21 protein-coding genes are annotated in these 24,369 nt (G+C 63.7%); 12 read left to right on the top strand and 9 right to left on the bottom strand.

From position 1 onward, the window contains the following. Positions 1–172: 172 nt before the first annotated feature. The 4 genes from secA to ahpC all read left to right on the top strand — a co-directional run bounded on the left by secA (position 173) and on the right by ahpC (position 5,936). Positions 173–2,914: a preprotein translocase subunit SecA gene (secA, locus tag DNJ95_RS18020; RefSeq protein ID WP_131186104.1), complete on the top strand. Its 2,742-nt coding sequence runs from the start codon at positions 173–175 to the stop codon at positions 2,912–2,914. Positions 2,915–3,010: 96 nt separating this feature from the next. Further along, entirely contained in the window at positions 3,011–4,228 is a 1,218-nt protein-coding gene (gene argJ, locus DNJ95_RS18025) for a bifunctional glutamate N-acetyltransferase/amino-acid acetyltransferase ArgJ (protein WP_131186105.1), read from the top strand. A gap of 88 nt (positions 4,229–4,316) precedes the next feature. Beyond that, positions 4,317–5,258, top strand: a complete 942-nt coding sequence (locus tag DNJ95_RS18030; protein ID WP_131186106.1) for a Nudix family hydrolase — start codon at positions 4,317–4,319, stop codon at positions 5,256–5,258. 114 nt (positions 5,259–5,372) lie between these two features. After that, positions 5,373–5,936 carry an alkyl hydroperoxide reductase subunit C gene (gene ahpC / locus DNJ95_RS18035; RefSeq protein WP_131186107.1) on the top strand — a complete coding sequence of 188 codons (564 nt, stop codon included), beginning with the start codon at positions 5,373–5,375 and terminating at the stop codon, positions 5,934–5,936. Positions 5,937–6,105: 169 nt separating this feature from the next. On the opposite strand, the gene DNJ95_RS18040 is transcribed toward ahpC, so the two are convergent. The 3 genes from DNJ95_RS18040 to DNJ95_RS18050 are packed head-to-tail and all read right to left on the bottom strand — an operon-like array spanning position 6,106 to position 9,691. After that, complete coding sequence (locus tag DNJ95_RS18040) at positions 6,106–6,687, bottom strand: cob(I)yrinic acid a,c-diamide adenosyltransferase (RefSeq protein WP_131186108.1); 582 nt, start codon at positions 6,685–6,687, stop codon at positions 6,106–6,108. A gap of 14 nt (positions 6,688–6,701) precedes the next feature. Beyond that, a complete protein-coding gene (locus DNJ95_RS18045; protein ID WP_131186109.1) occupies positions 6,702–8,720 on the bottom strand; it encodes a HAMP domain-containing sensor histidine kinase in 2,019 nt (672 codons plus the stop codon). 44 nt (positions 8,721–8,764) lie between these two features. Beyond that, positions 8,765–9,691, bottom strand: a complete 927-nt coding sequence (locus DNJ95_RS18050; protein WP_131186110.1) for a putative 2-dehydropantoate 2-reductase — start codon at positions 9,689–9,691, stop codon at positions 8,765–8,767. Between the two features lie 147 nt (positions 9,692–9,838). Between DNJ95_RS18050 and DNJ95_RS18055 the strand changes: the two genes are divergently transcribed. Beyond that, positions 9,839–10,318, top strand: a complete 480-nt coding sequence (locus DNJ95_RS18055) for a YajQ family cyclic di-GMP-binding protein (protein WP_131186111.1) — start codon at positions 9,839–9,841, stop codon at positions 10,316–10,318. A gap of 39 nt (positions 10,319–10,357) precedes the next feature. Here DNJ95_RS18055 and DNJ95_RS18060 read toward each other — a convergent pair whose 3' ends face one another. The 3 genes from DNJ95_RS18060 to DNJ95_RS18070 form a co-directional block, all read right to left on the bottom strand. Then, positions 10,358–11,332 carry an IS110 family RNA-guided transposase gene (locus DNJ95_RS18060; RefSeq protein WP_131183519.1) on the bottom strand — a complete coding sequence of 325 codons (975 nt, stop codon included), beginning with the start codon at positions 11,330–11,332 and terminating at the stop codon, positions 10,358–10,360. Between the two features lie 317 nt (positions 11,333–11,649). Continuing rightward, entirely contained in the window at positions 11,650–13,335 is a 1,686-nt protein-coding gene (locus DNJ95_RS18065) for an AmpG family muropeptide MFS transporter (RefSeq protein ID WP_131186112.1), read from the bottom strand. Positions 13,336–13,370: 35 nt separating this feature from the next. Then, positions 13,371–13,721 (bottom strand): MGMT family protein, encoded by a 351-nt coding sequence (locus tag DNJ95_RS18070; protein ID WP_131186113.1) that lies wholly within the window; start codon positions 13,719–13,721, stop codon positions 13,371–13,373. A gap of 113 nt (positions 13,722–13,834) precedes the next feature. On the opposite strand from DNJ95_RS18070, the gene DNJ95_RS18075 reads away from it, so the two are divergent. After that, the gene (locus DNJ95_RS18075; RefSeq protein WP_131186114.1) at positions 13,835–14,839 is read left to right on the top strand and encodes a DUF481 domain-containing protein; all 1,005 of its coding nucleotides are present in this window, start codon (positions 13,835–13,837) and stop codon (positions 14,837–14,839) included. A 111-nt stretch (positions 14,840–14,950) separates the two neighbouring features. Here the strand turns inward: DNJ95_RS18075 and DNJ95_RS18080 are convergent, their stop codons facing one another. Genes DNJ95_RS18080 through DNJ95_RS18090 form a run of 3 tightly spaced genes read right to left on the bottom strand, consistent with a single transcriptional unit; the run spans position 14,951 to position 18,071 of the window. Then, positions 14,951–15,772: a peptidoglycan DD-metalloendopeptidase family protein gene (locus DNJ95_RS18080; RefSeq protein ID WP_131186115.1), complete on the bottom strand. Its 822-nt coding sequence runs from the start codon at positions 15,770–15,772 to the stop codon at positions 14,951–14,953. Between the two features lie 4 nt (positions 15,773–15,776). Next, positions 15,777–17,159 (bottom strand): exodeoxyribonuclease VII large subunit, encoded by a 1,383-nt coding sequence (gene xseA, locus DNJ95_RS18085; protein ID WP_131186116.1) that lies wholly within the window; start codon positions 17,157–17,159, stop codon positions 15,777–15,779. A gap of 42 nt (positions 17,160–17,201) precedes the next feature. Beyond that, entirely contained in the window at positions 17,202–18,071 is an 870-nt protein-coding gene (locus DNJ95_RS18090) for a LysR family transcriptional regulator (protein ID WP_131186117.1), read from the bottom strand. A gap of 87 nt (positions 18,072–18,158) precedes the next feature. Here DNJ95_RS18090 and DNJ95_RS18095 point away from each other — a divergent pair, with 87 nt between their 5' ends. From DNJ95_RS18095 to DNJ95_RS18120, 6 genes are all read left to right on the top strand, one after another. Further along, positions 18,159–18,620 carry a multidrug/biocide efflux PACE transporter gene (locus tag DNJ95_RS18095; RefSeq protein WP_131186118.1) on the top strand — a complete coding sequence of 154 codons (462 nt, stop codon included), beginning with the start codon at positions 18,159–18,161 and terminating at the stop codon, positions 18,618–18,620. Positions 18,621–18,710: 90 nt separating this feature from the next. Further along, complete coding sequence (locus DNJ95_RS18100; protein WP_131186119.1) at positions 18,711–19,241, top strand: sugar ABC transporter ATPase; 531 nt, start codon at positions 18,711–18,713, stop codon at positions 19,239–19,241. Positions 19,242–19,439: 198 nt separating this feature from the next. Beyond that, positions 19,440–20,909, top strand: a complete 1,470-nt coding sequence (gene guaB / locus DNJ95_RS18105; RefSeq protein WP_131186120.1) for an IMP dehydrogenase — start codon at positions 19,440–19,442, stop codon at positions 20,907–20,909. A gap of 104 nt (positions 20,910–21,013) precedes the next feature. Continuing rightward, positions 21,014–22,594: a glutamine-hydrolyzing GMP synthase gene (gene guaA, locus DNJ95_RS18110; RefSeq protein ID WP_131186121.1), complete on the top strand. Its 1,581-nt coding sequence runs from the start codon at positions 21,014–21,016 to the stop codon at positions 22,592–22,594. Between the two features lie 301 nt (positions 22,595–22,895). Next, positions 22,896–24,152, top strand: a complete 1,257-nt coding sequence (locus DNJ95_RS18115) for a tyrosine-type recombinase/integrase (RefSeq protein WP_131186122.1) — start codon at positions 22,896–22,898, stop codon at positions 24,150–24,152. Positions 24,153–24,164: 12 nt separating this feature from the next. After that, positions 24,165–24,359, top strand: coding sequence for a hypothetical protein (locus DNJ95_RS18120; RefSeq protein ID WP_131186123.1), 195 nt, complete (start codon positions 24,165–24,167; stop codon positions 24,357–24,359). Positions 24,360–24,369: the final 10 nt, after the last annotated feature.

The following is a 24,369-nucleotide window of genomic DNA, read 5'->3' on the forward strand; positions in this document are numbered from 1 at the left end:
GCCCCAGCCCCAGCCTCGACGGCCATGGCGCGGGATTTCATGCGATCGCCCTGCTGTACCCTGCCTGCCTGCTTTCCTCGAAAGCGATTCCGAGTAGAATGCCCCCTTTGCACGCATTGTCGCGTTGCTGCGCCAGCGTGTCTCCATCCCGAGAATGGAAGTCCCAGTCAATATGTTTGCGCCTTTATTGAAGAAACTCTTTGGAAGCAAGAATGAGCGTGAAGTCAAACGCATGCTCAAGACGGTCCAGTCCATCAATGCGCTGGAAGAGCAGGTGTTGTCCCTGTCGGACGAGCAACTGCGCGAGAAGACCGAAGAGTTCAAGGCGCGGCTGGGCAAGGGCGAGACCCTGGATCAGTTGCTGCCCGAGGCGTTCGCCGTCTGCCGCGAGGCGGGCAAGCGGGTCATGGGTATGCGTCACTTCGATGTGCAGTTGATCGGCGGCATGACCCTGCACGAAGGCAAGATCGCCGAGATGCGCACCGGTGAGGGCAAGACCCTGGTGGCGACCCTGGCGGTCTATCTCAATGCGCTGTCCGGCAAGGGCGTGCATGTGGTGACGGTCAACGATTACCTGGCCCGCCGCGATGCCAACTGGATGCGCCCGCTGTATGAGTTCCTCGGCCTGTCCGTGGGTATCATCATGCCCTTCCAGCCGGCCGCCGAGAAGCGCGCCGCCTATGCCGCCGACATCACCTACGGCACCAACAACGAATTCGGTTTCGACTACCTGCGCGACAACATGGCGTTCAGTATGTCGGACAAGCAGCAGCGTGAACTGAATTTCGCCGTGATCGACGAAGTCGACTCCATCCTCATCGACGAGGCGCGTACGCCGCTGATCATCTCCGGCCAGGCCGAAGACAGCTCCAAGCTCTACCAGCAGATCAACCTGCTCATCCCGCGCCTGCAACAGCACGTCGAGGAAGAGCAGGGCGTGGTGACCCAGGAAGGGCATTTCGTCGTGGACGAGAAGACCCGCCAGGTCGAGTTGAACGAAGCAGGCCACCAGTTCATCGAGGAACTGCTGGGCCAGGCCGGCTTGCTGGGTGAGGGCGAGAGCCTCTACTCGGCGCACAATCTCGGCCTGCTGACCCATGTCTATGCCGGCCTGCGGGCGCACAAGCTGTTCCACCGCAACGTCGAATACATCGTGCAGAAGGACCAGGTCCTGCTGATCGACGAGCATACCGGCCGCACCATGCCCGGTCGCCGTCTGTCCGAGGGCCTGCATCAGGCGATCGAGGCGAAGGAAGGCGTGCCGATCCAGGCGGAAAGCCAGACCCTGGCTTCCACCACCTTCCAGAACTACTTCCGCCTCTACGGCAAGCTGGCCGGCATGACCGGTACCGCCGATACCGAGGCCTTCGAGTTCCAGCAGATCTACAACCTGCCGGTGATGGTCATCCCGACCAACAAGCCGCTGGCGCGCAAGGACTACAATGACCTGGTCTACCTGACCCAGGAAGAGAAGTTCGCCGCCATCGTGGTCGATATCAAGGAATGCCAGGCCCAGGGCCGTCCGGTACTGGTCGGTACCGCGACCATCGAGTCGTCCGAATACGTTTCCCGCCTGCTGGAGAAGGAAGGCATCGAGCACAAGGTGCTCAACGCCAAGTACCATGAGAAGGAAGCCGAGATCATCTCCCAGGCCGGTCGGCCCGGCGTGGTGACCATCGCCACCAACATGGCCGGCCGCGGTACCGACATCCTGCTCGGCGGCAACTGGGAGGTCGAAGTGGCCGCCCTGGAAAACCCTACCGAGGAACAGGTGGCGCAGATCAAGGCAGACTGGCAGAAGCGCCACCAACAGGTGCTTGAAGCCGGCGGCCTGCATGTGATCGCCTCCGAGCGCCATGAGTCGCGCCGTATCGACAACCAGTTGCGCGGTCGTTCCGGCCGCCAGGGCGATGTCGGCTCGAGCCGTTTCTACCTGTCGCTGGAAGACAACCTGATGCGCATCTTCGCCTCCGACCGGGTGAAGAACTTCATGAAGGCGCTGGGCATGGAGGCCGGCGAGGCCATCGAGCACCGTATGGTGACCAATGCCATCGAGAAGGCGCAGCGCAAGGTCGAGGGCCGCAACTTCGATATCCGCAAGCAGTTGCTGGAATATGACGACGTGGCCAACGAGCAGCGCAAGGTCATCTACCATATGCGCAACAGCCTGCTGGCCGCCGAGTCGATCGGCGAGACCATCGCTGAGTTCCGCGAAGAGGCGCTGACGGCGGCGATCAATACCCATATGCCGCCGCAGTCGATGCCGGAGCAGTGGGATATCGCCGGGCTGGAGGCTGTCCTGTACAGCGATTTCGGTATCCGCCTGCCGCTGCAACAGTGGCTCGACGAAGACCAGAAGCTCGACGAGAACGCCCTGCAGGCGAAGGTGCTGGAAGCGCTGCTTGCCGATTACGCCGAGAAGGAGGCACTGGCCGGGGCCGAGGCCCTGCGCTCCTTCGAGAAGCAGATCGTGCTGCGCGTGCTGGACGACCTGTGGAAGGACCACCTGTCGACCATGGATCACCTGCGCCATGGCATCCACCTGCGTGGCTACGCGCAGAAGAATCCCAAGCAGGAATACAAGCGCGAGTCCTTCACCCTGTTCCAGGAACTGCTCGACTCGATCAAGCGCGACAGTATCCGTGTGCTGTCCCATGTCCAGGTCCAGCGTGAAGACCCGGCCGAGGAAGAGGCTCGCCTGCGCCGTGAGGCCGAAGCCCTGGCCCAGCGCATGCAGTTCCAGCATGAAGAAGTTTCCGCGCTCGATCCGGTCCAGGACGAGGCCCAGGAGGACGGCGCGGCTCCGGCGGCTGCGCCTGTACCGGTCCGCAGCGAACCGAAGATCGGCCGCAATGAACTGTGCCCTTGCGGTTCCGGGAAGAAGTACAAGCATTGTCATGGGCAGGTGCAATAACCTGCCGGCATCGTGAACCCTACGCCGCGATGACCTCGCGGCGTTTTTACTCCAGTGGTTTCGTCACTATTACCGTTCATTTGAAGGAGCGTTTCCATGGCTGTCGGTCTTGGCCCTCTTCCTGTGTTGCACCCTGTTCCCGGTTTCGAGCTGGGTATCGCCAGCGCCGGTATCAAGCGCCCGGGGCGCAAGGATGTGGTGGTCATGCGCTGCGCCGAGGGCGCACGGGTGGCCGGTGTGACCACCACCAACGCTTTCTGCGCGGCGCCGGTGCTGATTACCCGCGAGCGTCTGGGTGGCGAGGTGCGTTACCTGTTGACCAATACCGGCAATGCCAATGCCGGCACTGGTGCCGATGGCCTGGCCCGGGCGCGCAGCGCTTGTGCCCGACTGGCCGAGCTGGCCGGTGTCAGTGAAAGCGCCGTGCTGCCGTTTTCCACCGGGGTGATTGGCGAGCCATTGCCGGTGGAGAAGATCGAAGCGGCACTGCCGGCCGCGCTGGCCGATCTCAAGGAAGACAACTGGGCGCTGGCGGCGGAAGGCATCATGACCACCGACACCCTGCCCAAGGGCGCCAGCCGGCGCTTCAGCCACGATGGCGTCACCGTCACAGTGACCGGGACCAGCAAGGGCGCCGGCATGATCCGCCCGAACATGGCGACCATGCTCGGCTATATCGCCACCGATGTCGCGGTCGCCCAGTCCGTGCTGCAGGACCTGGTGCGCGATGCCGCGAACAAGTCGTTCAACCGCATCACCATCGATGGCGATACCTCGACCAATGATTGCTGCATGCTGGTCGCCACCGGACGTGCCGCCCTGCCGGAAATCACCGAGGCCTCCGGGGAGCTGTTCGGCAAGCTTCGCCAGGCGGTTTTCGAGGTGTTCATGGACATCGCCCAGGCCATCGTGCGCGACGGAGAAGGGGCGACCAAGTTCGTCACGGTGCAGGTCAACGGCGGCGGCAATCACCAGGAGTGCCTGGATGTGGCCTATGCCGTGGCACACTCACCGCTGATCAAGACCGCGCTGTTCGCCTCCGATCCCAACTGGGGGCGCATCCTCGCCGCTGTCGGCTACGCCGGCGTGCCGCAACTGGATGTGGGCCTGATCGACGTTTTCCTCGGTGATGTGTGCATCGCCAGCAAGGGCGCGCGCGCCGCCAGCTATACCGAGGCCCAGGGCGCCGAAGTCATGGCCCGCGAGGAGATCGGCATCCGTATCGAGCTGGGGCGTGGCGATGCCAGCGAGACGATCTGGACCACCGATCTGTCCCATGAGTACGTCAAGATCAACGCCGAATACCGGACTTGAGGGCTGCAAGCGGCAAGCTGCAAGTTGCAGCGCCTACCGCGCGCCGGCTGCGGCTTGTGGCCTGCAGTTTGCGGCTTGGAGCTGAAAGATGAAATGCATCCACGTCGCCGCCGCCGTCATTCGCTCCGCCGATGGCCGAATCCTGATCGCCAAGCGCCCTCTGGACAAGCACCAGGGTGGCCTCTGGGAGTTTCCCGGAGGCAAGGTGGAGGCGGGCGAGTCGGTCGAGGCCGCGCTCGCCCGTGAGCTGGTCGAGGAACTCGGTATCCGCGTCACTCGGGCGCGCCCGCTGATCCAGGTGCGACACGCCTACCCGGACAAGCAGGTGCTGCTGGATGTGTGGGAGGTCAGTGCGTTCGAGGGCGAGGCCCATGGTGCCGAGGGGCAGCCGCTGGCCTGGGTGCAGGCGCGTGACTTGCCGGATTATCAATTCCCGGCCGCCAATCTGCCGATCATCGCGGCGGCCCGTTTGCCGGATCGCTACCTGATCACGCCGGAGGGGCTGGAGCCACAGGTGTTGCTGAAGGGGTTGAAGGTGGCCCTGGATGCGGGCATCCGCCTGGTGCAGTTGCGGGCGCCAGCGATGTTCGATGCCCAATATCGGGATATGGCGGTGGATGCCGTCGGCCTGTGTGCCGGGCGTGCGCAACTGATGCTCAAGGGGCCGCGGGAGTGGCTGGGGGACTTCCCGTCGGCGGGCTGGCACCTGACTGCGCGGCAGTTGCGCGAGTATGCCGGAAATGGCCGGCCTTTCCCCGCGCAGCGCTGGCTGGCCGCTTCCTGCCATGATGCCGAGGAGCTGCAACTGGCCACGCTCATGGGGGTGGACTTCGTCACACTTTCTCCGGTACAACCTACCCATAGCCATCCCGGCACTCCGGTACTGGGGTGGGCGAAGAGCAGCACGCTGCTCGCGGGTTTCAACCATCCCGCCTACCTGCTGGGGGGGCTTGGGGCCGACGATCTTCCGCCAGCCTTGCAGGCCGGAGCGCAAGGTGTCGCGGCGATTCGCGGTTTCTGGCCGGATTGATTTAGTCATAGAGTAAAGTAATCATCCTTATTCCCTTAATCAATTAACCGTATGCGTTCGGTTGGGTTAAGGTAGGCCCCGTAGATTTCTCAACCACTGAATGGAGTTTCAGCGATGTCCCTTATCAATACCGAAGTTCAGCCGTTCAAAGTCAATGCCTTCCACAACGGCAAGTTCATCGAAGTCACCGAGCAGGACCTGAAAGGCAAGTGGTCGGTCCTGATCTTCATGCCGGCTGCCTTCACCTTCAACTGCCCGACCGAGATCGAAGACGCCGCTGAAAACTATGCCGCGTTCCAGAAAGCCGGTGCCGAAGTCTATATCGTCACCACCGACACCCACTTCTCGCACAAGGTCTGGCACGAAACCTCCCCGGCCGTTGGCAAGGCCCAGTTCCCGCTGATCGGCGATCCGACCCACCAACTGACCCATGCTTTCGGCGTGCATATCGAAGAAGAAGGCCTGGCTCTGCGCGGCACCTTCATCATCAACCCGGAAGGCGTGATCAAGACCGTTGAAATCCACTCCAACGAGATCGCCCGTGACGTAGCGGAAACCCTGCGCAAGCTGACCGCTGCCCAGTACACCGCCGCTCACCCGGGCGAAGTCTGCCCGGCCAAGTGGAAAGAAGGCGCAGCCACCCTGGCTCCTTCGCTGGACCTGGTTGGCAAGATCTAAGCACTCGCTGCGATCAGCCTTTCGCCGGGGGTAAGTTCCCGGCGATACCTGAAACGCCCGGACGTGAGAACGTCCGGGCGTTTTGCGTCATGTCTGCTATTGCCTTCCACTACGCCTGGCAGCACCCTGCGATCAGCTTGCAGCTTGCAGCTTGCAGCTTGCAGCTTGCTTATGCATGCGGCTTGCTGGCTGCCTGCCAGAGTACCTCAGGCAGGCCCTGGCGGCGGGCGATCAGGCGGGCCGTGACGAACAGCAGGTCTGACAGCCTGTTGATATAGGCCAGCCCGACCGGGCGCAGGGGCTCCAGGGCGTTGAGGCTCTGGCAGCGGCGCTCCGCGGTGCGTGCCAGGCTACGGCACAAGTGGGCCTGGGCGATCAGGCGCGAGCCACCGGGCAGGATGAAGTCCTTGAGGGGGCCGAGTTCCGCATTCCATTTGTCTATCAGCCGTTCCAGACGCTCGACTTCCTCTGTCGCCAGGGCGTGGTAGTCCGGCATGGCCAGTTCGCCGCCAAGGTCGAACAGGCGGTGTTGGCAGGGCGAGAGCGCTTCGAACAGTTCCTGCAGGCTCGGCCAGCGTTCCCGGGCCTCCGCCAGCTCCGCCAGCAACAGGCCGAGCTGGCTGTTGAGGCTGTCCAGTTCGCCGATGGCTTCCACGCGCGGATGGTCCTTGGGAACCCGGCGGCCATCGGCCAGGCCGGTTTCGCCGCGGTCGCCGGTACGGGTATAGATTTTCGACAAGCGATTGCCCATGTGTTGCTCCGGATTCAGATGGTGCCGTGATTATCGGCGGATGAACTCAGTGGCAGGCGGATGGTGAAGGTACTGCCCTGGCCGGGGCGGCTCTGCACTTCCATCTGGCCCTTGTGATTGTTGGTGACGATGAAATAGGACACGGAGAGGCCGAGGCCGGTGCCCTGGCCGACTTCCTTGGTGGTGAAGAACGGTTCGAAGATGCGCTTGCGGATGCTTTCGTCAATACCGCCGCCGTTGTCTTCCACTTGTATCTCCGCCCAGGGTGGGTTCAGGCGGGTGCGCAGGGTGATCTGGCCGCTGCCGACCGGGCAGTTCTGGTGGATGGCCTGGGCGGCGTTCTTCAACAGATTGAGCAGCACCTGCTCCATCTCGTTGCCGATGCAGGGCACGCGTTCCAGGCGCCCGTCGAAGTCGCGGATGATGCGGATGGCGCGGAAGTCGAAGCCTTCGATCAGGTCGTAGTCGTTGCCGGCGATCTCCAGTGCCTGGTCGAGCAGGGTCGACAGCGGGCATTCGGCCAGCTTGCGGTCGCTCATGCGGCTGAAGCTGAGCATGTGGCTGACGATCTTCGCCGCCCGCGAACCAGCCTGCTGGATGCCGTCGAGCAACTCGGGAATCTGCCGCAGGCGCAGGTACTGGTTGACCGCTTCCAGGGTCATGCCGGCCTGCTGGGCGGCCTCGTGGTTCTTTTCCAGGTCGGCGGAGAGTCGTCGGCGGATGTTCTGCGCATTGTGCAGGATCGCTCCCAACGGGTTGTTTATTTCATGGGCCATGCCGGCCGCCAGGCCGCCGACCGAGAGCATCTTCTCCGACTGCACCATGACCTCTTCCATGGCGATGCGCTGGGTTATGTCGTCGATGCGAATAACCACGGCCTGGTTTTCGTCGCCCATCAGTGGGTAGAGGGTCAGGGTGTAGTGGTGCGGTTCCTGGTCGCGCATCCAGGTGACGCGCTCGATGCGCTTGACCAGTTGCTCCTGGGAGGAGCGGCGGATCTGCCGCAGGAAGGGTTCGAGGGAGGGGAACACTTCGAAGATCGAGCGGTTCAGCGCCTGGTCGCGGGGGACCCCGGAAAGCGCGCTGGCTTCCTGGTTCCACTGGTTGACGCGGAGGTTCTCGTCCAGGGTGATCAGCACCGAGGGCATGGAGTCGATGATGTTCTTGAGGTAGAGCTGGAAGCGCGTGAGCTTGTGTTCGATCTGGCTGCGCACGCGGATCTGCTCTTCGAGCCGGCGGTTCGAGCTGCGGGTCTGTTCGGTCATGCCCTGGGCGCGATCGAAGGCTTCCTGGGCATCGTTGCGGGCACGCTTGAGTTGCTGCTCGCGGGCCTGCATGCGCGACAGCATGGTATTGAACGCTTCGCCCAGGCGGCCGATTTCGTCGCGGCTGGCGACACTGGCACGCAGGGCGTAGTTTTCTTCCCGGGTGACCTGGTGCGACAGGGATTCGAGGTCGCGGATCGGCTGGGTGATCAGCCGCCGCACCTGCCGGGCGACCAGTATCCAGAGCAGCAGGCTGAACAACAGTATGCCGGCGCTGGCGGTCAGCGTTCCGCTATAGAAGGCGACCGGCAACTCGCTGCTGGCCACCAGCAGCAGATGGCCGGGGGCTCCGCTGGCCTGTGGCAGTTCTACCAGGTGCGTGGCGCGTAGTTCGCCCTGGAGCCAGGCTGGCAACTGTCCGAGGTGCTCGGGCAAGCCCAGGCGTTCGCCACGCTGCAACTGCGCCAGGGCCTGGCCTTCGCTGTCGTAGATGATGGCCGCACGCAGGGGGGCGTAGTGTTCCAGATGGGCGAGCAACTGCTGTGCCTGCTCTGCCGAAGAGAGCGCCTTCTCGCTCAGTTCGCGGCTGGACAGCAGTGAGCCGAGCGTCTGCATGGCCTGTGGCGCGACGCTCTGGCGGGAGATCCAGTAGGCGGCGCTGATGAACATCAGGTTGGAAATCAGCATTACGGCGGCGAGCAGGACCAGCAGGGCAAGCAGCAGCTTGCGCCCTACCGGCAGGTTTTCGATGCGCTGGCGCAGGGTCATGGCGGGATTCGGGCTGCAAGAGATGGATGCAGGGTAGCCCTGCCTCAGTCGCTGGGCAATCCGTGCCGGCGCAGGTGTTCCTTTAACGCATGGTGCAGTCTCTGCAGGCCGGGCAGGTGCAATCCCTGCTGTCGTGCCCGTTGGCAGGCATAGCCGAGCAGATAGCCGATTTCGGTCCTGCGTCCATTGTGTACGTCCTGATACATGGACGAGTAGTTCCCGGCGGTGTTCGAGAGAATGCGCAGAACATCTTCCGGCAATGTCCGTGTCGCTTCGGCATGAGCATTGGCGGCCAGTAGCTGGCCGAGTTCATGACAGAGGCCCAGCACTTCCTGGCGGTGCCGCAGCAGGCCGCCGTTGCGGCATTCATGCAGCACCGTCAGTGGATTGATGGCGCAATTCACCGCCAGTTTGTGCCACAGGCGCGGCAGGATATCCTGGCTCCAGGTATGGGGAATGCCGGCACGGCCCAGGCTGTCGTGCAGCCAGTCGGGGGGCTGGCCCTGGTCGGGCGAGCCCAGCCAGTTATGCCCCTGGCCGGCGAACAGCACCTGGAAATCATCGCCGCGGTAAGCGCCTTCCGTGCTGGATACGCAGATCGTGCGGGCCTCTGGCCAGCGTGCGGCGATGGCCTGCTGGCTGCCCAGGCCGTTCTGCAGCAGGAGCATGTCGCAGGCGGGTGCCAGCCGCCCGGCCAGGCTGGCGATGGCCGTTTCAGCGTCGTAGGCCTTGCAGGCCACCAGCAGCCGGTGGATAGGCGTGACGGCGTCGGCCAGTTCGGCGGCAATCGGGTAGCACTGCTGCTGGCCGTTCTCGCTCAGTGTCAGGCCGCCCGCCGTGCGGTAGGCGACCAGGCGTTCGGGCGAGCGCAGGATCAGCCTCGGCGCCTGTCCGCTGCGGTGCAGGCGAGTGGCCCAGAGGCTGCCGAGGCTACCGGCGCCGAGAATATGCAGTATGGCTGCGCTTGCCATTTCTTTAGGCTCCGGCCCGGATCGGCAGTGAGGAATGGCCGGGTCGAGCAGTTATAATGACGGCGCTTTCATATCGTCAAGCCGGCGCCGCGCCGATGTGCCCGACCGCGCCATTGCATAACGCCTCATTGCCTAAGGAGAAGTTTCATGCCCTCGTTCGACGTTGTGTCCGAACTGGATAAACACGAAGTCACCAATGCGGTCGACAACGCTGCCAAGGAGCTGGAGCGTCGCTACGATCTACGTGGAAAAGGCAGCTTCGAGTTCAAGGAACTGACCGTGCAACTGACCGCCGACGCGGATTTCCAACTGGAGCAGATGCTGGAGATTCTCAAACTGAGCCTGGTCAAGCGCAAGATCGATATCCAGTGCCTGGAATTCAAGGACGCCTACGCTTCCGGCAAGGTGGTCAAGCAGGAAGTCATTCTGCGCGAGGGCATCGACAAGGAGCTGGCGAAGAAGATCGTCGCCCATATCAAGGAATCGAAGCTCAAGGTCCAGGCCGCGATACAAGGCGAGCAGGTGCGGGTGACCGGCAAGAAGCGCGACGACTTGCAGGAGGCGATCGCCTCGCTGCGTGCCAAGGAGTTCGGCATGCCGCTGCAGTTCAACAATTTCCGCGACTGACTGTGCGCAGGCGCGATCGGGTAGATACCGTCTTGGCCCTCACCGAGCAAGTGCCAATTCGGGGTTAAAGGGCACACCGGATTTCAGCACGCCATAAACGATGCACAGGAGCTTGCGCATCGCCGCGCAGATGATCTGTTTACCGGTCTTACCTCGTTCGCGTAAGCGCTGTGCCAAAGCGTTGACCGCAGGATTGTAAGTGATGGCGACGAGGGCCGGCATATAAAGCCCTGCCCGTAAACGCGCTGAGCCTACCCGTGAGATGCGCACATGCCCCTTGTACTTGCCCGAGTCCTGTAACCTCGGGTTCAAGCCTGCAAAGGCGGTAATGGCGCCCGCATCCTTGAACTGCACCGGATCGCCCAGCTCCGCCATGAGCAGGGCCGCCGTCAGCTCTCCGATCCCATCGATACCTTCCAGCAGATCACGTCTGTTGCGCAGGTCTGGGTCGTTGTCGATATGGTTCCGGATGGCCCTCAGGGTCTCTTTGATCTGTTCGTCCACACGCTCGATCACCAGGCGGATGGACTCCTGTACGCTGTCATCGGCCACCTCCAGGCGATTGCTCTCCATTTGCTTGATCTCCTTGAGGTCTTGCAGACGCCTGACCAGCGCCCGCAGGCGACGGATCGCTTGAGGCTCAGGCTGCCAAAGACGCAGCTCATCCACATGGCGCAGGCCGTAGAGGGCAATCAGCTTGGCATCGACCTGGTCTGTCTTCACCCGCTGCAGTTGGCTGCGGGCGTAGTAGGCGATCTGTGCGGGATTCATCACGCAGACCCGGTAGCCGCCCAAGCTATACAGGTACTCGGCCAGTGCCTCGTGATAGGTGCCGGTTGCCTCCATCACAACCCAGGCATCAGGAGCGGCGTGCTTGCTCAGCCACTCTTGCAAGAGTTCGAAACCGGCACTGCCGTTGGGCAGCTTGGCCTTGGTGCGAAACTTACCGTTGGCTTGCACGGTAGCAATGTCGAAACTGTGTTTGGCAATGTCGATGCCTACGATGCTGGACATAAAAACTCCTCGCTCAATCCACGATGATCGTCACTGCGCCCGGCCCTGCCTTGTGAATGCGAGTTCTCACAGCATGTGGACTCTAGATACCGTTCGAGCTTTTCGAGCGAGTGCGGAAGGCGGGAGTGCTATCTACGATGCAGGCTCGAAGCCTAAGGGTGCGCACGTCTTCCCAGTCCTTCCCCCGATGATCAGTCGGGGACTATTGCCCATTGACAGGGCTGAAGTCGAGATACAAGGGTGCGCCGCGCGCACCGGCGGGCATATGCCATCGCCCGGTGCGCATGGCGCACCCTTGGGAATTCCGCTTCGGCTGCTCAGCGCCTGGCCGATTGTCCGCCTTCATCCGCCCGGGTGCGGCACCATTGCCAGACGATCAGCACCAGCGTCGGTACGCCAAGGAGGGCGGTTACCAGGAAGAAGTCGCTGTAGCCGATCTTTTCCACCATCACTCCGGAGTAGCCGCCGAGCAGGCGTGGCAGCAGCAGCATCAGCGAACTGAGCATGGCGTACTGGGTGGCCGAGAATTTCAGGTTGGTCAGGCTCGACAGGTAGGCGACGAAGGCGGTCGATGCCAGGCCGGCGCTGAAGTTATCGAAGGAGATGGTCAGGATCAGCATGTTCAGGTGCGCGCCCATGTCCACCAGCAACATGAACAGCAGGTTGGTCGCCGCCGATGCCAGCCCGCCGATGAACAGGATCGGCAGGATGCTGAAGCGCACGATCAGCAGCCCGCCGATGGCCGCCCCCAGCAGCGTCATCACCAGGCCGAAGAGCTTGCTGACACTGGCGATCTGGTCCTTGCTGAAGCCCTGGTCGATATAGAACACATTGGCCATCACGCCCATCACCGTATCCGACATCCGGTAGGTGGCGATCAGCCCCAGCAGCAGCAGGGCTTCCCAGCGATAGCGCAGGATGAAATCGGTGATCGGCGTCAGCACCGGCCCCATCAGGATGCGCCCCGGCGCGCTCAGGCAGCCCCAGCAGATCAGCAGGTACATGGTGCCGCGCGGCCAGTAACCGCCCCAGTAGGATTGGCACATGCCGGTGCTGGACACCATCAGGATGATCAATACCAGCACCGAGACGGCCTGGTGCACGAAATCGAAGCGTTCCGGCCGCTGGCGGCGTGCGGCCTCGCCGAGCATGCGCCGTACCGGAACCAGCAGCGTGCGCCCCATCGGCGAGAGCGAACCTAGGATGAAGAGTGCGTAGAGCAGCGCGCGTGGCCAGGCCTGGGCGATCAGCGCGTTGATCATCGCCGGTATGGAAATCAGCAGCACCAGCAGCAGACCGACCGCGGCGAACTGATGGTTGAAGCTGTAGCACGAGGGCTCGTTGGACAAGGGGATGGCGGCGGGCGGCTCCGGGATCAGCAGGCTGGTCAGCAGGCCGGGCAGGATCAGCAGGGCGAACAGCAGGTAGGTGGTGCTCCAGGCGGCCTGGTTGTATTCGAGATTGCTCGAGCCGAGCCATTCGGCGAGGAACAGCGCGCCGGCACTGGCCAGTAGCATGGCGATGCGGTAGCCGGTCATATAGCTGGCGGCCAGGGTGGCCTGCAGCTTCTGCTCGGCGATTTCCAGGCGGTAGGCGTCGATGGCGATGTCCTGGGTCGCGGAGGAGAAGGCCACCACCACTGCCAGGGCGATCAGCAGGCCGAGGTTGTGCTGCGGGTTGCACAGGGCCATGCCGACCAGGCCTAGGGCGATCAGCGACTGCGACAGCACCAGCCAGGAGCGGCGCTTGCCCAACCGGCCGATCCAGGGTAGGCGCCACTGGTCGAGCATGGGTGACCAGACCCACTTGAAGGCATAGGCCAGGCTGATCCAACTGGCGAAGCCTATGGTCTCGCGCGAGACGCCGGCCTCGCGCAGCCAGACCGACAGGGTGGAGAACACCAGTATCGCGGGCAGGCCTGCGGCGAAGCCCAGCAGCAGCAGGGCCAGGGTCGCGGGGCTGGCATAGGCGGCAATGGCATCGCGCCAGGTTTCACGGGGCATAGGGTATGTTCGGAAGCGTGCGTAAAGCGCGCACTCTAACCGCTGTGCTCGGGCAAATGCCAGCCGTGCCGACGCATGTCCACTTTGCCGTTGTGAATGCCGATGCCCTCGGCGCGCAGGCGAGCGCGCTGCTCCTGCCCCGAGGCGCTGCCTTCCGGCAGGCTGAGGCGTCCGCTGGCGGCGATCACGCGGTGCCAGGGCAGGCCGCTGTCGTCCGGCAGGCGCGCCAGCAGGCGCCCGACCCAGCGGGCCGCGCGGCCGAGGCCGGCCATTGCCGCCACTTGCCCATAGCTCACCACATGGCCATGGGGCACCTGGGCCAGCACCAGATAGACGGCGCTGCGGCGAGGGTCTTGGGTGTCGTTCGAGGTTGGCTCGGGGGGCATGCCTTGCTCCTGTGGCGATGAGGCCGGAACCCGTTCAGCAGACAGATGTTGCCGTGCTGCCTGGCATGCGGATAATGCCATTCCCTGTTCTATATGTAGATGTCCGGACACTTATGTTTTCCCGATCCCTGCTGTGTGTGGCGCTATGTGCGCTTTCCCTGCCATCCCAGGCCGATACCGTGTGGATGAAGAATGGTGACCGCCTGTCGGGCAAGATCACCGTGCTCGATGGCGGCAAGTTGTTGATAGAAACCGACTACGGTGGCTCCATCGCTCTGAAATGGAGTGATGTGGCGACCCTCGAAAGCGAGCGGCAACTGCTGGTCAAGCAGGGCGATGTCGCTGGAGACGTGGCCAAGTCACTGCAACCGGCGGGAGAAGGGCAGGTGACCCTGGCCAATGGCGAGGCGCCGAAGACGGTGGAACTGGCGAGCATTTCCCAGATCATGCCGCCCCGGCCGCTGATCCAGGATTTCACCTGGAAGGGTAATGTCGGTGTCGCCCTGGATTACAAGCGTGCCGAGAACGATACCGACGACTATGACGTGTCCTTCGACACCACGGCGCGGCATGGCCTGTGGCGCCACAATGGCAAGGCCAACTACAACCGCGAATACAAGAACGACGTGACGGCCACCGATAACTGGGACGCCGAGTACGCGCTGGACCATTTTATCGACGAACACTGGTTCTGGCAGGGGCGCCTGAGCTACAAGCGCGACAAGATCGAGGATGTCAGGCGCCAGCGCATGCTGGGTACTGGCCCTGGCTACCAGTTCTGGGACAACGAACTGGGCGCTTTCTCCCTGGCATCGCTGATCAACCGCAGCGACTACCTGTTCGCCAATGACAACAAGGAAAACTTCTACTCGGCGGCACTGAAGTGGAATTACAACCGCTACCTGCTGGGCAAGAGCGTCGAGCTGTTCAGTACCGGCGAGGCGGGCAAGCCGTTGAGCAACGTCGCCGAGTACACCCTGGATGCGACCCTGGGCCTGCGCTACAAGGTCACCGACTGGGCTTCGCTGAACATGAAGGCCGAGAAGGATATCGTCAGCGGCGCCCAGAACGATCTGGACGAGACGCGCTATACCATCGGCTTCGGTATCGGTTGGTAAGGCCTGCTGCGGAATCCCCCCGGTGCGCATGGCGCACACCGTGCGGATTCCGCTTCCAGCTTCCGGCAGCAGCCCCTGGGCATCCTTCGAATACGCTGAAACGCTCCGGCCTCAATGCTTGAAGGCGCCGATGAAGATCGCCGGGTCCACTCGTGCGTCGTTCAGGCTGACATTCCAGTGCAGGTGCGGCCCGGTGGCGCGGCCCGTGGCACCGACCCTGCCGATGACGGCACCGCGCGGCAGTTCGTCGCCGAGCTTCACGTCGATCCGTGACAGGTGGCAGAACATGCTGATCAGCCCCTGGCCGTGGTCGACGAATACCGTCCTGCCATTGAAGAAATAATCCCCCAGCAGAATCACCTTGCCGGCGGCCGGCGCCTTGACCGGCGTGCCCTGCGGGACGGCGAAGTCCAGCCCGGAATGCGGGTTGCGTTCCTCTCCGTTGAAGAAGCGGCGCAGGCCGAAAGGGCTGGACAACGGGCCATCGACCGGTTTGTCGAACAACAGGTTGCTCGGCTGGCGTGGGCTGAATTGCCGGTAGGCGCGGGTCTGCTCGGCCAGTTCGCGCTCGATGCGGGCCAGGTTCTTCGCGTCGGGCGTGACCTGCTGTTGGTTCTTCAGGGTGATGTGTTGTTCGCGGTAATGCCTCGCGCCAACCTCGAAGCCAAGGTCGCGACCATCCGCCTCCAACTGCTGGGTGCCGGGACGGGTACCCAGGGGAACGCCGACGATGGCGATCCAGCGCTTGCCATCCTCGCGGATCACCAGCACCGGCTTGCCCTGGTAGCGGGCCCTGGGCGGCTGGCTGCCGTTGCCCAGGTCGAGTATGGCGACTCCGCCCGGGTACGGCTTGTCGAGCAGGCGGCTGATAAAGCCTTCGGCGGTGGCGGTCAGGGGCAGGCAGAGGGCAAGTAACAGCAGCAATGGGCGCATGGGGTCATTCGTCGAGAAGTGGCAGGGTGATCGGCGTCAGATGATTGTCTTCGACCCGCACCCGCAGTTCGCCCCTGGCCAGCCGCGCAGTCAGGCACTGCCCGGGGTGGGTGTCGCCGGCCTCGCGGATAGCCTGGCCGCGCTCGTCGAGCAGGATCGAGTAGCCGCGGCCGAGGGTGGCCAGCGGGCTCACCGCATGCAGGGTCTGCGCCTGGCTTTGCAGGCGCTGGCGGCGATGCCTGAGTGCTTCGTGCATGCCGCGAGGCAGGCGCTCGGACAGGTTGCGCAGGCGCTGGCCGAGCAATTGCAGCGTGCGGCCTGGGTGTTGCGCACCCAGGCGGGTGGCCAGTTGCGCCAGGCGTTGCTGGCGCAGCAGGGCCCGGCGTTCGAGGGCCTGGCGCAGGCGCAGTTCCAGGTCGTCGACGCGTTGTGCCTGCTGGCGCAGGCGCTCGCCGGGATGGTGCAGGTGCCGGCGCAGGCTGTCGAAACGCAGGCGCTCATGGCGCAGGCGTTCACGCATGGACAGTTGCAGGCGCCGTTGCAGGCTTTGCACGCGCAGGTGCATTTCCTGGCTGTCCGGTGCCAGCAGTTCGGCCGCGGCGGAGGGGGTCGGGGCGCGCACATCGGCGACGAAATCACCTATGGTCACGTCCGTTTCATGGCCGACGGCGCTGACGATGGGCGTGACGCAGGCATGGATGGCACGGGCCACCGCCTCTTCGTTGAAGCACCAGAGGTCTTCCAGCGAACCTCCGCCCCGGGCCAGGATCAGCGCGTCGAAGCCGCCCCGGTCGGCCAGTGCGAGGGCCTGGATGATCTGTGCCGTGGCTTCGCGCCCTTGTACCGCGGTGGGTACCAGGACCAGCTCGACCTGGGGGGCGCGGCGTCGGAACACGCTGATGATGTCGCGGATGACCGCGCCGCTGGGCGACGTGACGATGCCGATGCGGTGCGGGTGGGCGGGCAGCGCCGCCTTGCCGTCCGCGTCGAACAGGCCTTCCGCGCCCAGGCGCTCGCGCAGCGCCTCGAAGGCCAGGCGCAGGGCTCCATCGCCGGCGGGCTCCAGGGTGTCGATGATCAACTGGTAATCGCCACGCCCCTCGAACAGCGAAACCTTGGCGCGCACCCGCACCGCCAGGCCGTCGCGCAGCACCTGGCGTACCCGCAGGGCGTTCTGGCGGAACAGCGCGCAGCGCACCTGGGCCTGTTTATCCTTGAGGGTGAAGTAGACATGCCCGGAGGCGGGGCGTGCCAGGTTGGATATCTCACCCTCCACCCAGATGCCGGTGAAGACATCCTCGAGCAACAGGCGGGCACGATTATTGAGCTGGCTGACGCTGAGCACCTCGCGATCGAGGTTCAGGCGCTGGAACGGGTCTTTGATCATGCAGGCATGATAAGCCGGCCGGGCGTCGGCGGGAACCGCCCGTCATCCGGCCAGCAGGCGTTCCAGCAGCCAGCTCGAGGCCGGGCCGAGCTCGCGGCGGCGCGACCAGACCACATCCACCGGGACGCGTTTCGGCCAGCCCGCCACGGCCAGTTCGCACAATCGCCCGCCGGAGTAGCCGGCGACCAGTTGGCGCGGCAACGCGGCCCAGCCGAAGCCTTGCACGGCCATTTCCAGCAACAGCAGATAATCCGGGGCGGACCAGCAGCGGACGGCACCGCCAGGCAGGTCGCCGCCGGGTGTCTCGCTGGCCACTACGCTGCTCAGGCGCAGGGCGCGCCAGCCCTTCAGGTCCTGCTGGGTGACCTGCGGATAGCCGGCCAGGGGATGGTCACAGGCGACGAACAGGCCGAACTCGGCGCTGACGGCGAGGCTGGCGTGGGCGATATCGGGCGGGTAGCCGCCCTGGGCCGCGAGCAGGCCGAGCTGGGCGCGGCCCTGGCTGACCAGGTCGAGCACATCGGAGTGTTCGCCGATCATGCACTCGAACTCCAGCTCCGGGTAGCGTTCGTCCAGTTCCCGCAGGCGGGCTTCGTAGGGCTGGTAGGCGTCGGACAGGACCAGCGACAGGCGGGTTTCCAGCCCGCTCGACAGTTGCGCGGCATGGCGCGACAGGCGGTCGCCCGCTGTGAGCACTTCCTCGGCGTGCGGCAGCAGGCTGCGCCCGGCCTCGGTGAGCTGCAACTGGCGGGCGCCGCGTACGAACAGTTCGACGCCCAGGTCGATTTCCAGGCGTGCGATGGCTTCGCTGATGGTCGACTGGCTTTTGCCAAGGCGACGGCCGGCTGCACTGAAGGAGCCGCTGGCGGCGGCGTGGGCGAATGCCTGGAGGGATTCCGTGGAAAGTGTCATATCGGTTTTACCGATGGTAGATAATTGGTTGGCGGCGGTTTTGTCGATGAGAATAGCGGCTGTCGAATCCTATAGCGAGTTTTCCCCATGAGTCATTCCACTGCTCTGTACGAACGTACCCTCGGTGAACGGGTGCTGCATGCCCTGTCTTTCGAAGTGCTGGCGGTGCTGGTTTCCGCCCCGCTGCTGGCCTGGTTGCTGGGCAAGCCGCTGGCGCACATGGGAGCGCTGACGCTGATGTTTTCCGGCATCGCCATGCTCTGGAACATGCAGTTCAACTGGCTGTTCGACCAGGTCCAGCGGCGTTTTGGTTTCCAGCGTGGCCTGGGTGCGCGGCTGGGGCATGCGCTGCTCTTCGAACTGGGGCTGATCGGCCTGTTGGTGCCGCTGGCGGCCTGGTGGTTGTCGATCGGCCTGCTGGAGGCGTTTTTCCTCGATATCGGCCTGATCCTGTTCTTCCTGCCCTTTACCATGGCCTTCAACTGGGGTTACGACTGCCTGCGGGCACGCTATCTGGCGCGGCGCCGGGCGATGCAGGCCTGCCGCTGAGGCGGGGATGGCGCATGGCCTGCTAGACTTCGATCCATGCGTTCAGGCAGTTACAGCAGTAATGGGGAGCAGTATGTCCGAGGTGTGTTCATGAGTGGCCGGCTGATTCTCGTGCCACAGATTTCCAGCTTCCCCGGCCGCGAGGCCTCGGCCAGGCTGCTGCTGCGCTGGTTGTTGCAGCGGGATATCGTGGCAGTGGTGCCGGTGCCCGACCGCCATGGCCTGCGCTATCCGTTTTCCGCTGGAGTTTCTGTGGCGCTGGCGCATCCGGGGCGGCTGGAAGATGCGACGCGTGGGTTACGCATCGTTCTGGATCGTTGCATCTACACCCCCGAGCGCGGCTTCCTCGGGGAAGCCGGCTGCCCCGAGTGTCGCCGGGAAATCGGCGAGGCGCTGTTCGAGAGCCTGGAAGAGTGGATGCCGGGCCATACCGACAATTTCACCTGCCCCGAATGCGCCTTCGAGGACGATATCAATGGTTTCCTGTTTCCACAGCCCTGTGGTTTTTCCGACCTCGGGTTGATCTTCGAGGGCTGCGCGGCCGCCGGCCTGCGCGAGAATTTCGTCGCCGCCTGCGCGGAGCGGCTGGGCTTCGCCGTGCGTCTGGTAACGGTCGAATAGCGGCTGGTGCTTCGGGAAAGGCGCTGGAGGCTGAACGACAGCGGGATCTTTCGTTCAGCCTCTAGCCTTCCAGCGCCCTTCTACGGCCCTTCGCGGTGCATGGCGTGATCGCTCCGGGCCAGGCGTTAATGTCTTGGAGCTTGTGCCTCTCATGGGTATAATGCCGCGCTTCCTTTTTCCCGCCTGGGAGCTCCCGCCATGCTGCGTATCAGCCAAGAAGCCCTGACTTTCGACGATGTCCTCCTGATCCCCGGTTATTCCGAGGTGCTGCCCAAGGATGTCAGCCTGAAGACCCGTCTGACCCGTGGCATCGAGCTGAATATCCCGCTGGTTTCCGCAGCGATGGATACCGTGACCGAAGCGCGTCTGGCGATTGCCATGGCCCAGGAAGGCGGCATCGGCATCATCCACAAGAACATGACCGTCGAGCAGCAGGCCGCCGAGGTGCGCAAGGTCAAGCGCCATGAAACGGCCATCGTCCACGACCCGGTCACTGTCACCCCGGAAACCAAGATCAGCGACCTGCTGCGCAAGGCCGCCGAGCTGGGCTTCTCCGGCTTTCCGGTGGTGTCGGGGCGCGAACTGGTGGGCATCGTCACCGGCCGCGACCTGCGCTTCACACCCAATCGCGGCGACTCGGTGGCGGCGATCATGACGCCCAAGGACAAGCTGGTCACCGTCGAGGAAGGCACCGGCCTGGAGGAAATCAAGACCAAGCTCTACGAGCACCGCATCGAGAAGATGCTGGTGGTCGACCGTAGCTTCAACCTGCGTGGCCTGGTGACCTTCCGCGATATCGAGAAGGCCAAGATCTACCCGCTGGCCTCCAAGGACGAGCAGGGCCGCCTGCGCGTCGGTGCGGCGGTCGGTACCGGCGCCGATACCGCCGAGCGGGTCGAAGCACTGGTGGCCGCTGGCGTCGACGTGGTGGTGGTGGACACTGCCCACGGCCATTCCCGTGGCGTGATCGAGCGGGTGCGCTGGGTCAAGGAGAACTTCCCGCAGGTGCAGGTGATCGGCGGCAATATCGCCACCGCCGAAGCGGCGCTGGACCTGGTCGAGGCCGGGGCCGACGCGGTCAAGGTCGGTATCGGCCCGGGCTCGATCTGCACCACGCGCATCGTCGCCGGTGTCGGCGTGCCGCAGATATCCGCCATCGCCAATGTCGCCGCGGCCCTCAAGGACAGTGGCGTGCCGATGATCGCCGACGGCGGCATCCGTTTCTCCGGTGACCTGTCCAAGGCCATCGTCGCTGGCGCCAATGCGGTGATGATGGGCTCGATGTTCGCCGGTACCGAAGAAGCGCCGGGCGAGATCGAGCTGTTCCAGGGGCGCTCCTACAAGGCCTACCGTGGCATGGGCTCGCTGGGCGCCATGGCCCAGGCCCAGGGCTCTTCCGACCGTTATTTCCAGGATTCCTCGGCAGGCGCCGAGAAGCTGGTGCCGGAAGGTATCGAAGGCCGTGTGCCATACAAGGGGTCGCTGTCGGCGATCATCCACCAGTTGATGGGCGGCCTGCGTTCCTCCATGGGCTACACCGGCAGCGCCACCATCGACGATATGCGCAGCAGGCCGCAGTTCGTGCGCATCACCGGCGCCGGCATGGCCGAGTCCCATGTGCATGATGTGCAGATCACCAAGGAAGCCCCGAACTACCGCGTTGGCTGACCGAACTATTCGCTGGAGGCTGGAGGCTGGAGGCTGGACGAGCATGCTTTTTCGTTCAGCCTTCAGCCTTCAGCCTTCAGCCATTTAATCCAGGTGAAGAAAAAATGGCTCATCCCGACATCCACGCCCACCGCATCCTGATCCTCGACTTCGGCTCCCAGTACACCCAGTTGATCGCCCGCCGTGTGCGCGAGATCGGCGTCTATTGCGAACTGCACCCGTTCGATATGAGCGACGAGGCCATCCGCGCCTTCGCCCCGCGCGGCATCATCCTCGCCGGCGGCCCGGAGTCGGTGCACCTGGCGGGTAGCCCGCGCGCGCCGCAGGCGGTGTTCGACCTCGGCGTACCGCTGCTGGGCATCTGCTACGGCATGCAGACCATGTCCGAGCAGCTCGGCGGCAAGGTGCAGGGCTCCGATGTGCGCGAGTTCGGTTACGCCCGGGTCGATGTGGTCGGCAAGTCGCGCCTGCTCGACGGCATCGAGGACCACGTGGACGCCGATGGCGTGTTCGGCCTCGATGTGTGGATGAGCCATGGCGACAAGGTCACTGAGCTGGCGCCGGGCTTCAGCGTGCTGGCCAGCACGCCGAGCTGCCCGATCGCCGCCATGGCCGATGACGCGCGTGGCTACTATGGGGTGCAGTTCCACCCGGAAGTGACCCATACTAAGCAGGGCGGCCGCATCCTCTCGCGCTTCATCCTCGATATCTGCGGCTGCCAGGCGCTGTGGACCGCCTCTAATATCGTCGAAGACGCCATCCGCCAGGTTCGCGAACAGGTGGGCGATGCCAATGTGCTGCTGGGCCTTTCCGGCGGTGTCGATTCGTCCGTGGTGGCGGCGCTGCTGCACCGCGCCATCGGCGAGCAACTGACCTGCGTGTTCGTCGACAACGGCCTGCTGCGCCTGCACGAAGGTGACCAGGTGATGGCCATGTTCGCCGAGAACATGGGCGTCAAGGTGATCCGCGCCGATGCCGAGGAGAAGTTCCTCTCGCGCCTGGCCGGTGTCGACGATCCCGAACAGAAGCGCAAGATCATCGGCCGTACCTTTATCGAAGTGTTCGATGAGGAGTCGTCGAAACTGGACAATATCCAGTTCCTCGCCCAGGGCACCATCTACCCGGACGTGATCGAGTCGGCCGGCGCCAAGACCGGCAAGGCCCATGTGATCAAGTCCCACCACAACGTCGGCGGCCTGCCCGAGGACATGAAGCTCAAGCTGGTCGAGCCGCTGCGCGAGCTGTTCAAGGACGAGGTACGCAAGCTCGGCCTGGAGCTGGGCCTGCCCTACGACATGGTCTACCGCCACCCGTTCCCGGGGCCGGGCCTGGGTGTGCGCATCCTCGGCGAAGTGAAGAAGGAATACGCCGACCTGTTGCGCGAGGCCGACCATATCTTCATCGAGGAACTGCACAACTTCGACTGGTACCACAAGACCAGCCAGGCCTTCGTGGTGTTCCAGCCGGTCAAGTCGGTCGGCGTGGTCGGCGATGGCCGCCGCTACGCCTGGGTCGTGGCGTTGCGGGCGGTGGAAACCATCGACTTCATGACCGCACGCTGGGCGCACCTGCCGTACGAACTGCTGGAGAAAGTCTCCAACCGCATCATCAACGAGATCGAAGGCATCTCCCGCGTCACCTATGACGTATCGAGCAAGCCGCCGGCGACGATCGAGTGGGAGTGATTTGACGTCCTTCGAGGACTATCGCCAGCTATCGAAAAAACGTCGTAACGTGTTAATTTAATAGGTAAATGCGTCACGACATCTATCGGTGGCTATCGCCGGCTAGCAAAACAAGTTGACGGTGGCGCTGGCGGTAAGAATCGAGGCCGGATTAAGACACTCTCGTTCACTATTGAGACTTTTACCGTCTTTGACGGTAAAAATCTTCTCGGGAAAGCTTGTTTTACGCGGCTTTCCGAGCATCAGCAGGCCTCCAGGTCCCTGACGGTAAAAGCCGTCGAAAAACCGGAGGAAAACCTCGATGCTGACCGACGCTGCACTGCGAAATCTGAAGCCTAAGTCCAAGATTTATAAGGCTTCTGACCGAGACGGGATGTATGTGACGGTATCGCCCAGCGGTACCGTCACCTTCCGCTACGACTACCGGCTCCACGGCCGCCGCGAGACGCTGACCCTGGGACGCTATGGCCCGGGTGGTATCTCGCTGGCGATGGCGCGTGAACTACTCCTGGAGGCGCGCAAATCCGTTCAGGCAGGCATATCCCCCGCGCTTGAAAAGCAGCGCGAAAAGCGGCGGGTGGTCGCCATCAAGACTTTCGGCGCGGCGATGGAAGCATGGCTGGCCAATGCACGGTTGGCCGACAGCACCCGCGCCATGCGCAAGCACATCATCGACCGGGACATTCTGCCGGTGTTCCGCAATCGCCTGCTGACCGAGATCCAGGCCGAGGACCTGCGAGCCTTGTGCAATAAGGTCAAGGAGCGTGGGGCGCCGGCCACGGCCGTCCAGATTCGCGACATCGTGAAGCAAGTCTATGTCTACGCCATCGCTCACGGCGAGAAGGTAGAGAATCCTGCGGAAAGCGTGAGAGCCTCCTCGATCGCCACCTTCGTGCCCAAGGATCGCGCCTTGTCGCCGCTGGAAATCCGGCTGGTGATTCAGCACCTGGAATTGGTGGCGACCTATCCGACGATCAGGCTCGCGTTGCGCCTGATTCTGCTGACGCTGGTGCGAAAGAGCGAACTGATCCAGGCCACCTGGGATGAGGTCAACTTCGAGCGCGAGACTTGGACGATTCCGAAGCAGCGGATGAAGGGGCGCAACCCACATGTGGTTTACCTGTCGAGTCAGGCGCTCGACATCTTCGTCACGTTGCACGCTTGCGCGGCGGGTTCAAGGTTCGTCTTCCCGTCTCGTTACGATGCCGAGCGGTGCATGTCCAATGCGACTTTGAATCGGGTCACACAGCTCGTGGTAGAGGCCGCGAAAGCCAAAGGACTGCCTCTGCAACCGTTCACCGTCCATGACCTGCGCCGCACCGGCTCGACGCTGTTGAACGAAATCGGCTTCAACCGCGACTGGATCGAGAAGTGCTTGGCGCACGAGGACGGACGTTCCTCGCGCTCGGTCTACAACAAGGCCGAATACGCCGAGCAACGGCGCCACATGCTGCAAGAGTGGGCCAACCTGGTCGAAGCTTGGGGCGGCGGACAGACCTACGTGCCGAAGCTGGTGCCGAGAGATGTGGTCGTGCCGGCGCTGAGCGCGATCGTATAGGAGGGCCGCATCATGATGTGCCTTGGATCGGCCTTTGACGGATCGGGCCAAGTTCATTTCTTCGAGGAAAAGATCACTTTGAGTGCTCGAAAACCTGGAAATCTGAACCTCCTGATGGTCGAGCCGCGCGATGCGCGGGCCAATTCCGATGAGGCCAAGTTGTCACTTGACAACCTGTCCGATTGTCTCGATACTGGAGACTACTGATGGCCCGTCC

Source organism: Stutzerimonas kirkiae, assembly GCF_004327335.1.
Taxonomy (GTDB): Bacteria; Pseudomonadota; Gammaproteobacteria; order Pseudomonadales; family Pseudomonadaceae; genus Stutzerimonas; species Stutzerimonas kirkiae.